This is a genomic window from Knoellia tibetensis, assembly GCF_048606415.1.
Classification (GTDB): Bacteria; Actinomycetota; Actinomycetes; order Actinomycetales; family Dermatophilaceae; genus Knoellia; species Knoellia tibetensis.
In genome coordinates this window covers 2,051,312-2,063,965 of sequence record NZ_JBMBWF010000001.1, presented here as the reverse complement: position 1 = coordinate 2,063,965, position 12,654 = coordinate 2,051,312, and the positions used below count along the sequence as shown (strand labels likewise).

Sequence of the window (12,654 nt, the reverse complement as noted above, 5' to 3'; positions counted from 1 at the left end):
GGAGGGCCACAACGTCACTTGTTCTCGTCGTCGAGCAGGGCCTGGAAGGCCTCTGCCGCCTTGTCGGCAGCGGCGCTCGAGTCCTTGCCCGTGATCGCGTCGACGATGGGCTGGCCGACGAGCTCACGCGCCTCGGGGACCTTGACGACCTGCGGGCGGTCGAAGCCGACACCGTTCTCGGCGCCGGCCTTGGCGGCCTCGACGAGGTCCTTCGGGTAGGTCGAGGTGGCGTCGGCGTCACCCGCGACCGACGTGCGGGCACCGGGGACACCGGCCTTCTGGTTGGCGAGCGTCTGCTCCTTGCTCGTCGCCCACTCGATGAACTTCCAGGCGTTCGCCTTGTTCTCGGAGGCCTCGTTGATGCCGAGCGCCCACGACGGGACGTTGTAGGGCTTCGAGCCGGCCGGACCCTCGGGGAAGGGGGCGAAGCCGACCGTGTCGGCGACCTTGGACTTGGCCGGGTCGGTGGCGTTCTTGTAGAGCGAGCTCGCCTCGGTGTAGAACGCGGCCTGGCCCTGGGTGAAGATCGCCATCGCCTCGGGCCAGCTCATGTCGGTGCTGACGTTCTTGGGGCCGTGGTCGTGGATGAGCCCGCCGTAGTAGGCGTAGGCCTGCTTGGCCTCGGGCGAGGCGACGGCGGCCTTGCCGGAGTCGTCGGCCCACTTGCCGCCGAAGCTGTAGAGGAAGCCCGAGAACTGGGTCACGGCGGCGGACTTGCCGGTGCGGGCGACGAAGCCGGCGACCCCGGGGTTCGCGGCCTGGACCTTGGCGGCTGCCTCCTTGAGCTCGTCGAGCGTCTTCGGGGGCGCCGAGTAGCCGGCCTTCTGCAGCAGGTCCTTGCGGTAGTAGAGGACCTCGGTCTCGGTGATGAGCGGGACGCCCACGACCTTGCCGTCGTAGGTGGTCGCCTCGACCGGGCCGGCCTGGAAGTCACCCCAGTTCCACTCCGAGGCACCCTTGGTGTCCTCGGTGATGTCGGAGAGGTAGCCGTTCTTGCCGAAGAGCTTGCCCTCCTGCAGGGGGCGGTACATCATCACGTCGAGGTCGCTCGTGCCCGCGTTGAGCTTGACGTTGTACTGGTCGGAGAGCTGGTCCTCACCGAGCTGGGTGAGTTCGACCTTGAGGCCGGTCTTCTTCTCGAACTCGGGCAGGGCCGCCTTGATGTTCTCGGTCCACACGTGGTTCGCGAGGGTCACCTGCAGGGTCTTGGACCCGCTGCCCTCGTCGTCGCCACCGCCACCGCACGCCGCCAGGCTGAGCGCCGCGGCGAGTGCGAGGGTCGATCCGATTGCTGAGCGTCGCAACACGTCGATCTCCTTGGATTGCTCGGCCGCCCCGCCATTGGAGCCGTCGCCGCGGCGGACTCTCGTCCGTCTTGTCAGCGAGCATAAGGTCATAAGTCAGACTTGTGCAAGAGTCTGCGCTCGCTCGTATGATTTGTGACGTGCCCACCGATGCGCTCCACGATGACGACTCCTCCGGCCTCCACGGGCGCCTCGTCGAGTCCCTCGGACTCTCGATCTGCGGGGGCGAGCTCTCCCCCGGCACGATCCTCTTCATCGACGACCTCATGGCGCGGCACTCCGTCTCGCGCTCCGTCGTCCGTGAGGCGCTGCGGGTGCTGTCGTCCATGGGCCTCGTCACCTCGCGCCGCCGGGTCGGGACCGTGGTGCACGACCGGTCGGCCTGGAACGTCTACGACCCGCTCGTCATCCGCTGGCGCCTCGCGACCGGTGGCCGCCTGACCCAGCTCCGCTCCATCACCGAGCTGCGCACGGCCGTCGAGCCGCAGGCCGCGCGCCTCGCGGCCGAGCGCGCCAAGCCGCTCGAGGCCTCCGAGCTCGTCACCCTCGCCGGCCAGCTCTGGGCCGCGGGCCAGGACGGCCGGATGGACGACTTCCTGGGCCTCGACGTCGAGTTCCACAAGCGGGTGCTCGCCGCCTCGGGCAACGAGATGTTCGAGCACCTGCACAAGCAGGTCGCCGAGGTCCTCGCCGGCCGCCATGCCTACGGCCTCATGCCCCACCACCCCCACGTCGACGCCCTCCAGCTGCACAGCGACGTCGCCGCCTCTATCCAGCGCGGCGACGGCGACCGCGCCCACGAGGCGATGGTGGCGATCATGAACCGGACGATGGGCGAGACCCGCCAGCTCTGGGAACAGCAGGGCAACGAGGCCGAGGCAGCCGTCGAGGCCTGACGGCAGAGGCACTTTCCCCTGGGGGACGGCATACGGGGCGGACGGCATACCGCTTCGGTTTCCCGGACGCACCTCGGCCCCGCCACCACGAGGGTGACGGGGCCGAGGCCATCGGACCGAGAGGTCTCAGCTCACTGGGTGAGCTTGGACAGGGTCGGGTCGTTGGCGTAGGCCTCCTTGGCGTTCGTCTTGGTGACGATGAGCGGCTCGAGCAGGTTGGCCGGGACGACCTTGACGCCGTTGTCGTAGGACTTGTCGTCGTTGACGGTCGGCTTCTCACCCTTCTGCAGCGCCTGGACCATCTCGATGGTGGCCTTGACGAGGTTGCGGGTGTCCTTGTTGATCGTCGAGTACTGCTCGCCGGCCATGATCGACTTCACGGACTCGACCTCGGAGTCCTGACCGGTGACGACCGGGACGGGCTTGCCGGCGGCCTTGACCGAGGTGATGATCGCGCGGGCGAGGGTGTCGTTCGGCGAGAGGACGCCGTCGAGGGCGGCCGAGGAGTAGGACGCCGAGAGGAGGGTGTCCATGCGCTTCTGCGCGTTCTCGGCCTTCCAGCCCTGGGTCACGGCCTGGTTGAAGTTCGTCTGGCCCGAGGTGACCTTGAGCGTGCCGTCGTCGATCTTCGGCTTGAGGACGCTCATGGCGCCGTCGAAGAAGACCTGCGCGTTGGCGTCGTCGGGCGAACCCGCGAAGAGCTCGATGTTGTAGGGGCCGCTCGGCTTCTTGGCCTTCATGCCCTCGAGGAGCGCGTTGCCTTGAAGCTCGCCCACCTTGAAGTTGTCGTAGGCGACGTAGTAGTCGACCGCGTCGGTGTTCTTGATGAGGCGGTCGTAGGCGATGACGGTCGCGCCGGCGTCCTTGGCCGCCTTGACCTGGGTGCCGAGCTGGGCGCCGTCGATGGCCCCGACGACAATGACCTTGGCGCCCTTGGTCACCATGGACTGGATCTGGTTCTGCTGCTCGCCCACACCACCGTTGGCGAACTGGACGTCGGCCTTGAAGCCGGCCCCTGCGAGGTCGTCCTTGAAGAGCTGCTCGGCGAGGACCCAGTTCTCCGAGGTCTTCTGCGGGAGCGAGACACCGATGAGCGAGTCGGCCCCGAAGCCGCCGGCGCCGCCGGAGGCGGAGCTGTCGGAGCCCGAGGCAGGGGTGTCCTCGTCCGCCCGGCCGCAGCCGGTCAGAGCGAGTGCGGCGACGGCGGTGGCCGCCATCAGCTTGGTGAGGGAACGCATGTCGTCTCTTTCTTTCGTATGCCGTGGCGCACCCGGGGCGGAAGCGTCACTGTCGTGCCTATTCAGTTGTGCGGTGGCGCGGCTCAGGACTCCTGCTTGACGGTCTCGCCCGTCTCCTTGGTCGCCCGGCCACCGAAGTTCTGCATGAGGAGGCCGGTGATCGAGCGCCGGCCCTGGCTCTTGTTGTAGACGTCGAACGCGACGGCGGTGAGGAGCACGAGGCCCTTGATGATCTGGGTCATGTCGGCGCCGACGCCGAGCAGTTGGAGGCCGTTGTTGAGGACGGCCATGACGAGACCACCGATGACGGCCCCGACCACGGTGCCGACACCACCGGTGACGGCGGCACCACCAATGAAGACCGCCGCGATCGCGTCGAGCTCCCAGCCGACGCCGTCGAAGGGACCGGAGGCGTTGGAGCGGGCGACGAACATCATCCCGGCGAGCGAGGCGAGGACCGACATGTTCATCATGACGAGGAAGTTGACCCGCTTGGAGCGCACGCCCGACAGCTCGGCGGCGTGCCTGTTGCCACCGACGGCGTAGACGTGGCGACCGATGATCGTGCGCGTCGAGATGAAGCCGTAGAGGAGGACGAGGGCGCCGAGGATGAGCGCCGAGATCGGCAGCGACGTCCCCGGGCGACCCGAGGCCATGAGCAGCGCGACGGCGAGGATGGCGACCGAGATGAGGGCGAGCCGGATCCACATGACGGTGCCGTCCTCGAGCTCGGCGCCGATCTTCTTCTGGTTGCGCCGGTTGCGCAGCGTGCCGACGATGATCGCCGCACAGACGAGGATGCCGATGAGCACCGTGAGGTTGTTGTAGCCGGTCTTGGGGCCGACCTCGGGGAGGTACCCCGCGCCGATGGTCTGGAACTCCTCGCCCACCGGGACCGTGTTGGACTTGCCGACGTACTGGTTGGCGCCGCGGAAGATGAGCATGCCCGCCAGGGTGACGATGAAGGCCGGAATCCCGACCTGGGCGACCCAGAAGCCCTGCCACGCACCGACGAGCGCACCGATGCCGAGGCCGAGCAGGATGCCGAGCCACCACGGGATGCCCCAGTCGCGCATCGCGATGGCGACGACGATGCCGGCGAAGGCCGCGACCGAGCCGACCGAGAGGTCGATGTGGCCGGCGATGATGACGAGCACCATGCCGATCGCCATGACGAGGATGTAGCTGTTGCCCTGGAAGATGTTGATGACGTTGCCGGGGTCGAGGGTCAGCCCGTCCGTGAGGATCTGGAAGAGCACGATGAGGAAGACCAGGGCGAAGATCATCCCGAACTGACGGGTGTCCCCACCGAAGATTTCCTTGATCTTGTTCATGCAGCGTCCTTCGGGGTGCTGGACTGCGACGTCCTGGTCATGAGCCGCATGAGCGACTCCTGGTTGGCTTCGGCCTTGTCGAGGACACCGGTGACCCGGCCCTCGCTGATCGTGTAGATCCGGTCGCTCAGCCCGAGCAGCTCGGGGAGCTCGGAGCTGACGACGATGACGCCCTTGCCCTGGCTCGCGAGGCGCTGGATGATCCCGTAGATCTCGTACTTGGCGCCGACGTCGATGCCGCGGGTGGGCTCATCGAGGATGAGCAGGTCGGGGTCGGTGAAGAGCCACTTGCTCAGCACGACCTTCTGCTGGTTGCCACCCGAGAGCTTGGCCACGCCGTAGTCGACCGACGGGGTCTTGGTGCGCAGCTGCTTGCGGTAGTCGTCCGCGGCCGAGTGCTCGGCGCGCCGGTCAATGACGAGGTTGTGCGCGATCTTCTTGAGCTTGGCCGAGACCGTCGTCGTCTTGATGTCGTCGAGGAGGTTGAGGCCAAGCGACTTGCGGTCCTCGGTCACGTAGCCGATGCCCGCGTCGATGGCCGCCGGCACACTGCGCAGGTCGACCTTCTTGCCGTTGAGGGTCATCTCGCCGCCGAGCCACGTGCCGTAGGAGTGGCCGAAGATCGAGCGCATGAGCTCGGTGCGGCCCGAACCCATGAGGCCGGCGAACCCGACGATCTCGCCGCGGCGGACGAAGAACTCGGACTGCTTGGCGACGAGCCGCTCGGGCACCTGCGGGTGGGCGACGGTCCAGCCCTTGACCTCGAACATCACCTCGCCGATCTCGGGGGTGTGGTCCGGGAAGCGCGACTCGAGAGAGCGTCCGACCATGCCGCGGATGATGCGGTCCTCGTCGACGGCGCCCGCGCGCACGTCGAGCGTCTCGACCGTCTGGCCGTCGCGGATGATCGTGATCGCGTTGGCGATGGCCTCGATCTCGTTGAGCTTGTGGCTGATCATGATCGACGTGATGCCCTTGGCCTGGAGGCCGCGGATGAGGTCGAGCAGGTGGCGCGAGTCCTCCTCGTTGAGGGCCGCCGTCGGCTCGTCGAGGATGAGCAGCTGCACGTCCTTGGCGAGGGCCTTGGCGATCTCGACGAGCTGCTGCTTGCCGACGCCGATGTTCTTGATCGGGGTCTCGGGGTCCTCGGCCAGGCCGACGCGCGCGAGGAGGTCGCGGGCGCGGTTGTTGGTCTTGACCCAGTCGATGGCGCCCCGCTTGGTCTCCTCGTTGCCGAGGAAGATGTTCTCGGCAATGGAGAGCTCGGGGATGAGCGCCAGCTCCTGGTGGATGATGACGATGCCCGCGTGCTCGGAGTCGCGGATGTTGTTGAAGGTCACGTCGGCGCCGTTGTAGCGGATCGTGCCCTCGTAGGAGCCGTGCGGGTGGACGCCCGACAGGACCTTCATGAGGGTCGACTTGCCGGCGCCGTTCTCGCCGCAGATCGCGTGGACGTCACCACGACGGACCGTCAGGTTGACGTCGGACAGAGCCTTGACACCGGGGAATGTCTTGGTGATGCCCGTCATCTCAAGGATGGGTGCCGGATCGGCCACGTCGTCTCCTCGTCGAATCGCCACCGCGGACCTCAGTGGCCTCGGTGCTTGGATGCTAGACCCAGACGCTGTCAGGAGCGCGACGTTCTCGAGCCGGACGCGCGGCTTGTCCGGTGGACAAGCAGAAGTGGACAAATCGGGCGTCTCCCCGGGAGTCGCTCCGGTCAGGGGATCGTCGGCTCCGGGTCGTACCAGCCGCCCCGCTCCTCGGCGAGGGCCGAGAAGCGCTCTCGCAGTCCGCTCTCGACCGGGCCGGCCGGGTCCTCGACCATCTCCTCGCGGATGTGGACCGCCCACTCCGCGTCCTCGGCGTCGTCCTCCCCCGCGTGCGCGACGCGCAGCACCCGCACCTCGGTGAAGCCCTCCTCGGCGAGCTCGGTCGCGATCTCGTCGGCGGTGCCGCGCTCGGGGAAGAGGAGGAGGTGCTCGGTCACGAGCCGAAGCGTATGCCGTGCCGGCGAGCACGCGGACACAACTCGCCAATTCCTCCCGTTCGGTACGGAGTGCGTGTGTACCGAACGGGAGGAATTGGCGAGTTGTGGGCGGAGGGGTGGCGGGTCAGGGACGCCAGAGGACGAGCGCCTGCGACGCCGAGCCGGACCCGGGGCGGCGACGAGGTCGCTCGCCGAGACGGCTGGCGAAGATCTCGCCGCCGGGGCCGACCGAGAAGACGCGCGGGCCGCCCGAGGCTGCTGTTTCGAGACGCTCGACCTCGCGGGACAGCTCGACGACGCGGGCGCGCAGGGCGGCCACGGAGTTCTCGAGCTCGAGGATGCGGGCGATGCCGGCCAGGCTCACGCCCTCCTCCTGCGAGAGCCGCTGGACCTCGCGGAGCTGCGCGACGTCGCGGGCGGAGTAGCGGCGACCGCCGCCGCGGGTCCGCGACGGGGTGACGAGCCCGAGCCGGTCGTACTGGCGCAGGGTCTGCGCGTGCATGCCGGCGAGCTCGGCCGCGACCGAGATGACGAAGACGGGTGCCTCGTCGTCCGGTCGCGGCTGGCCCTGGCGCGCTGCCATGGTCAGGCCCTGGCCCGCTCTGCGAGGTCGGCCCGCGGGTCGGTGCCCTCGGCCTCGGCCCGCAGCACCTCGACGGCCTCGCGGGCGCGCTCGGAGAGCTCGGCGGGCACGACGACCTGCACCTTCGCGAGCAGGTCACCGGTCCCGGACCTGCCCGCGACCCCGCGGCCCTTGACGCGCAGCACGCGTCCGGACGGGGTGCCCGGCGCGATGCGCACCTTGACGCTCGAGCCGTCGAGCGTCGGCACGGCGACGGTCGCTCCCAGCGTGGCCTCCGCGAAGGTCACCGGCAGGTCGACGGTGAGGTTGTCGCCGTCGCGCCCGAAGACCGGGTGCCTCTCGACGGCGACGGTGAGCATGAGGTCGCCGGCGGCCGCACCCGGCTCGCCCGGCTGGCCTTTGCCGCGCAGCCGGATCTTCTGACCGTCCTTGACCCCGGCGGGGATGCGCGCGGTGATCGTGCGCCCCTCGGCGGTCCGCAGGGTCACCGTCGAGCCCTCGACCGCGTCCCGGAAGGGGAGGGTCGTGGAGGCCTGGACGTCGGCGCCCTTGCGGGGACCGCGGGGGGCGCCGTAGCCGGCATACCCGGGTTGTGGACGACCACCGCCACCGGCCGCACCCCCGAACATCTGCGACAAGAGGTCGTTGATGTCCTCCCCGCCGCCGCCGGGGTAGCCGCCGTAGGAGCCACCACCAGTGTCGAACCGGACGCGCTGCCCACCGCCGCCGAAGTGGCTGAAGATGTCGTCGAAGCCGCCGTTGCCGCCCGGCCCGCCGGCAGTGAAGCGCGCGCCGCCGCGCGCCATCTGGCGCACCGCGTCGTACTCCTCACGCTGCTTGGGGTCGGACAGCACGGCGTGGGCCTCGCCGATGTCCTTGAACTTCTGCTCGGCAGCCGCGTCCCCGGGATTCTTGTCGGGGTGGTGGGTGCGCGCGAGCTTGCGGTAGGCCTTCTTGATCGCACCGGAGTCGGCGTCCTTGGGGACGCCGAGGATCGCGTAGAAGTCCTTCTCGAACCAGTCCTGGCTCGCCATCAGCGCCTCCTTTCGGACATCGTATGCCGTTGCGCCACAGGGGCGTTCGGCGTGCGAACCGGCGTGGTGCCGGGCCGCGTCACTCGGGGTCGGCGACCGCGACCCGCGCGGGACGCAGGACCTGGTCGCCGGTGCGGTAGCCGGGCTGGAGCACCTGGACGACGGTGGTCGTCGTCGCGTCGGTGGGGAGCTCGGCGTTGGAGGCGTCCCAGGCGGAGTGCATGAGCGCCTCGTGGTGCATCGGGTCGAAGGGCTCGCCGACCGCGCCGAAGCGGGTCAGACCGAACTTGCCCAGGCTCGACTCGAGCTTGTCGGCGATCGCCACGAACGGGCCCTCGGCGAGGTCTCCGTGCTCGCGAGCGAGCTGGATGTCGTCGAGGACCGGAAGCAGCGAGTCGAGGACGTCACGCACGGCGCGCTCCTGGACCGCGGCGCGGTCCCGGTCGACGCGGCGCTTGTAGTTGACGTACTCCGCGTTGAGCCGCTGGAGGTCGTCGAGCCGCTGGGCCGCGAGCGCCGTGTCGGGGTGCTCGCCGCCCCGGCCACTGTCGCCGCGGTCGCCGCTGTCGCCGTAGACGGGCTCGCGCTCGCCCGCGGGGGCGGTGGCCCCGGCGTCGCCGGCCGGGGCCACCTCCTCACCGTCGTTGGCGGACTCGGTGTTGATCGCGTCGTCGGAGGACTCGTCGACTGTCTCGTCAACGAGCTCGGCGTCGACGACCTCGTCCTCACCCGGCATACGGGGGTCGGTCACTTCTTCTCCTCGTCGTCCTCGACGACCTCGGCGTCGACCACGTCGCTGTCGTCGTTGGCCTGGGCGCCGGCCTGCTCGGCGCCATCGGAGGCCTCGCCACCGGGCACGTCACCGGACTCGCCCTGCTCGGCCGCCGCGGCGTACATCGCGGCGCCCATCTTCTGCGACTCCTCGTTGAGATGGTCGATCTTGGCCTGGATCTCGTCTCGCGACAGCGTCGACTCGGGCTTGATCGCCTCCTTGAGGTCCGCGAGCGCGGTGTCGACCGGGCTGCGCTGCTCGTCGGTGAGCTTGTCACCGGACTCGCTGAGGAACTTCTCGGTCGAGAAGACGAGCGACTCGGCCATGTTGCGGGTCTCGGTCTCCTCGCGACGCTTCCTGTCCTCGTCGGCGTGGGCCTCGGCGTCCTTGACCATGCGGTCGATCTCCTCCTTGGACAGCGCGCTGCCGCCCGAGATGGTGATCTTCTGCTCCTTGCCGGTGCCGCGGTCCTTGGCCGTCACGTGGACGATGCCGTTGGCGTCGATGTCGAAGGTGACCTCGACCTGCGGCACGCCGCGGGGGGCGGGCGCGATGCCGGAGAGCTCGAAGGTGCCGAGCGCCTTGTTCTGCTGGGCGATCTCGCGCTCACCCTGGAAGACCTGGATGAGGACCGACGGCTGGTTGTCCTCGGCCGTCGAGAAGACCTCGGAGCGCTTGGTCGGGATGGCCGTGTTCCGCTCGATGAGCTTGGTGAAGAGCCCACCCTTGGTCTCGATGCCGAGCGAGAGCGGCGTGACGTCGATGAGGAGGACGTCCTTGCGCTCGCCCTTGAGGACACCGGCCTGCAGGGCGGCGCCGAGCGCGACGACCTCGTCAGGGTTGACGCCCTTGTTGGGCTCCTTGCCACCGGTGAGTTCCTTGACGAGCTCGGTCACGGCCGGCATACGGGTCGAGCCACCGACGAGGACAACGTGGTCGATGTCGGAGAGCTGGATCCCGGCGTCCTTGATGACGTTCTGGAACGGCTGCTTCGTGCGGTCGAGGAGGTCCTTGGTCATCTGCTCGAACTGGGCGCGGGTGAGCGTCTCGTCGAGGTGGATGGGGCCGTTCTCGCTCATCGAGAGGTACTGCATCGAGATCGTCGTCGAGCTGGCGGAGGAGAGCTCCTTCTTGGCCTGCTCGGCGGCGTCACGCAGACGCTGCATGGCGATCTTGTCCTTGGACAGGTCGACGCCGGTGTTGTTCTTGACGGTCGTGAGGAGGTGCTTGACGACGCGGTCGTCCCAGTCGTCACCACCGAGCTGGTTGTCACCGCTCGTCGCGCGGACCTGGATCGTCGAGAAGCCGTCCTCCGGGTCCTTGCCGACCTCGAGGAGGGAGACGTCGAAGGTGCCACCACCGAGGTCGAAGACGAGGATGAGCTCGTCCTCCTTGCCCTTGTCGAGGCCGTAGGCGAGCGCGGCGGCGGTGGGCTCGTTGACGATGCGCAGGACGTTGAGGCCCGCGATCTCACCGGCCTCCTTGGTGGCCTGGCGCTCGGCGTCGTCGAAGTAGGCGGGGACGGTGATGACCGCGTCGGTGACGGGCTCACCGAGGTAGGACTCGGCGTCGCGCTTGAGCTTCTGGAGCGTGCGGGCGCTGATCTCCTGCGCGGTGTACTTCTTGCCGTCGATGTCCTCGCTCGTCCAGTCGGTGCCCATGTGGCGCTTGACGGAGCGGAGGGTGCGGTCGGCGTTGGTCACGGCCTGGCGCTTGGCGATCTCACCGACGAGGACCTCACCGCCCTTGGAGAAGGCGACGACCGACGGGGTGGTGCGGCCCCCCTCGGCGTTCGCGATGATCGTGGGCTCGCCACCCTCGAGGACGGCGACGGCGGAGTTGGTGGTTCCGAGGTCGATACCGACTGCACGGGCCATGTGACTGTCTCCTTGCGTTGAGCGTGGGTTGAGTTGCTGTCACTCAAGTTAGGAGCCCGTATGCCGGGTGGCAAATCCGTGCGTCCAAACTTGCGTTCACTTGGCTCAACTCTCGGTCGCTCGCGATTGTTCCGCGCGAGCTCACGGCACCCGCTACTGTCCTGACAGCGGGCCGGTGGGGCCCAGATCTGGGGGTTACTCATGCGCATCCTGCGAGCCGTGACGGCTGCGGCATCGCTCGTCGCCGTCCTCGCGACGTCGCAGGTGAGCCACGCACCCACGGCGCAGGCGACGACCCCGGCCAGCCTGAAGGCCTGCACCCGGATCACCGCGACGACGTCCAACGACAGGCTGTCGAACGGGCTCTACACCCTCGCCGTGTACACCTCCTCGATGGAGGTCGTGCAGTACGTGCGGATGTACGGCGGCGAGGGCGATCGCTACTTCGCGACGACGACGTGGAACCGGTCGGACCCACGGCAGGTGACCCGTGCCAGTGCCACCTACCTGGCCCTGCACTGCAACGGCGACCTCGCCCTCCGCCGCGCCGACCACTCGCTCATCTGGCACTCGAACACGGCGAACCGCGGGATCGTCACGGCAACGCTGAGCCCCTGGGGGAACCTGCTGCTCAAGAACGCCGCCGGCGCCGTGCTCTGGCAGAGCGGGACCACCGCCGGGGCGCTCGGCCCGGGCGCCATCCTGCCGAGCGAGGGGATGCTCGCCACCTACGGCCAGCTCCCCAACAGCACGACCCGGTCCACCCTGACGATGCAGGCCGACGGCAACCTCGTCCTCCGCCGGAACTCCACCGTGGCGTGGCAGACGCGGACCTCCGTGCCCGGCTCGGTGGCGGGCTTCTCGCCGACCGGCCACCTCTTCGTCCGCTCCCCGTCGGGCACGCTGCTCTGGGTGAGCCCCGGTGCGCGGACGAGCTACTCGGTCCTCGACCTCGACGTCATCGACCAGTGGTATCCGACCCACCGAGCCGTGTGGGGCATGGCCTGACGACGCGGCGCGAGTCCGACCGGCACCCGTTGTCGGTGGCCCGCCCTACGGTGTCTCCATGGCTGAGGAGAGCACCACGAGGCGCTTGCGGGTCGTCCGCGAGGAGCGGCCGGTCGTCCGCGAGGAGCGGCCGGTTGCCGTCGATGTCGTCATGACCGCCGAGGTCGCCAGCGACCTCGAGCGCGAGGCCTACTGGGCGCGGCTCGAGGCACTGCGGGCAGAGCGGGCCCGCCTGCTCGCGGGCTGACGCGACCGTCAGAGCTGGAGGATGACGGCCGAGACGAGGAGCGAGGAGTGCACGCCCTTGGGGTCGTGCAGCTCCCCCGGCTCGGTGACGACCCGGTCCGCCCGAGTCCGCACCGCCGCTCCGGGGTCCTCGGCGACGAGGTCCTCGCAGAGGCCGGCGACGACTGCGGCCGCATCGTGCTCGTCGAGGCCGTCGAGCGCGAGTCCGTTGTGGAGCAGCGTGGCCGCCTCGCGGAAGACCTCGCGCGCCATCTCGCGGTCGACCTCCGGCCTGGCGTCGGCCACCCCATCGGCGGTGGCCAGCAGCCGGTCGTAGGGCGGTTGCAGGGCGGCGTCGGTCATCTCCCGAGAGTCCCAGCGGGACGGGCTCGG

General features: G+C 69.2%; 13 protein-coding genes. 3 read left to right on the top strand and 10 right to left on the bottom strand.

Annotated features, from left to right (window positions below):
• Window positions 1–14 precede the first annotated feature (14 nt).
• On the bottom strand, window positions 15–1,307 hold the full coding sequence (locus tag ACOJV7_RS09535) for an ABC transporter substrate-binding protein (protein WP_420189903.1): 1,293 nt from the start codon (window positions 1,305–1,307) through the stop codon (window positions 15–17).
• A 137-nt stretch (window positions 1,308–1,444) separates the two neighbouring features.
• On the opposite strand from ACOJV7_RS09535, the gene ACOJV7_RS09530 reads away from it, so the two are divergent.
• A complete protein-coding gene (locus ACOJV7_RS09530; protein ID WP_420189902.1) occupies window positions 1,445–2,200 on the top strand; it encodes a FadR/GntR family transcriptional regulator in 756 nt (251 codons plus the stop codon).
• A gap of 131 nt (window positions 2,201–2,331) precedes the next feature.
• On the opposite strand, the gene ACOJV7_RS09525 is transcribed toward ACOJV7_RS09530, so the two are convergent.
• The 8 genes from ACOJV7_RS09525 to dnaK form a co-directional block, all read right to left on the bottom strand.
• Complete coding sequence (locus ACOJV7_RS09525; protein WP_420189901.1) at window positions 2,332–3,438, bottom strand: substrate-binding domain-containing protein; 1,107 nt, start codon at window positions 3,436–3,438, stop codon at window positions 2,332–2,334.
• 83 nt (window positions 3,439–3,521) lie between these two features.
• Entirely contained in the window at window positions 3,522–4,772 is a 1,251-nt protein-coding gene (mmsB, locus tag ACOJV7_RS09520; protein ID WP_420189900.1) for a multiple monosaccharide ABC transporter permease, read from the bottom strand.
• Window positions 4,769–6,301 (bottom strand): multiple monosaccharide ABC transporter ATP-binding protein, encoded by a 1,533-nt coding sequence (gene mmsA / locus ACOJV7_RS09515; RefSeq protein WP_420190396.1) that lies wholly within the window; start codon window positions 6,299–6,301, stop codon window positions 4,769–4,771. Before mmsA ends, mmsB begins: the two co-directional genes overlap by 4 nt.
• A gap of 191 nt (window positions 6,302–6,492) precedes the next feature.
• Entirely contained in the window at window positions 6,493–6,762 is a 270-nt protein-coding gene (locus ACOJV7_RS09510) for a hypothetical protein (protein WP_420189899.1), read from the bottom strand.
• Window positions 6,763–6,886: 124 nt separating this feature from the next.
• Window positions 6,887–7,345: a heat shock protein transcriptional repressor HspR gene (locus ACOJV7_RS09505; protein WP_420189898.1), complete on the bottom strand. Its 459-nt coding sequence runs from the start codon at window positions 7,343–7,345 to the stop codon at window positions 6,887–6,889.
• Between the two features lie 2 nt (window positions 7,346–7,347).
• Window positions 7,348–8,379: a DnaJ C-terminal domain-containing protein gene (locus ACOJV7_RS09500; protein WP_420189897.1), complete on the bottom strand. Its 1,032-nt coding sequence runs from the start codon at window positions 8,377–8,379 to the stop codon at window positions 7,348–7,350.
• A 79-nt stretch (window positions 8,380–8,458) separates the two neighbouring features.
• Window positions 8,459–9,130 (bottom strand): nucleotide exchange factor GrpE, encoded by a 672-nt coding sequence (gene grpE / locus ACOJV7_RS09495; RefSeq protein ID WP_420189896.1) that lies wholly within the window; start codon window positions 9,128–9,130, stop codon window positions 8,459–8,461.
• Window positions 9,127–11,028 carry a molecular chaperone DnaK gene (dnaK, locus tag ACOJV7_RS09490; protein WP_420189895.1) on the bottom strand — a complete coding sequence of 634 codons (1,902 nt, stop codon included), beginning with the start codon at window positions 11,026–11,028 and terminating at the stop codon, window positions 9,127–9,129. The genes grpE and dnaK overlap by 4 nt, the downstream gene beginning before the upstream one ends.
• Window positions 11,029–11,229: 201 nt before the next feature.
• Here dnaK and ACOJV7_RS09485 point away from each other — a divergent pair, with 201 nt between their 5' ends.
• Window positions 11,230–12,036: a hypothetical protein gene (locus tag ACOJV7_RS09485; protein WP_420189894.1), complete on the top strand. Its 807-nt coding sequence runs from the start codon at window positions 11,230–11,232 to the stop codon at window positions 12,034–12,036.
• A 58-nt stretch (window positions 12,037–12,094) separates the two neighbouring features.
• Window positions 12,095–12,283 (top strand): hypothetical protein, encoded by a 189-nt coding sequence (locus ACOJV7_RS09480; RefSeq protein WP_420189893.1) that lies wholly within the window; start codon window positions 12,095–12,097, stop codon window positions 12,281–12,283.
• Between the two features lie 8 nt (window positions 12,284–12,291).
• On the opposite strand, the gene ACOJV7_RS09475 is transcribed toward ACOJV7_RS09480, so the two are convergent.
• Window positions 12,292–12,624, bottom strand: a complete 333-nt coding sequence (locus ACOJV7_RS09475) for a hypothetical protein (protein WP_420189892.1) — start codon at window positions 12,622–12,624, stop codon at window positions 12,292–12,294.
• Window positions 12,625–12,654: the final 30 nt, after the last annotated feature.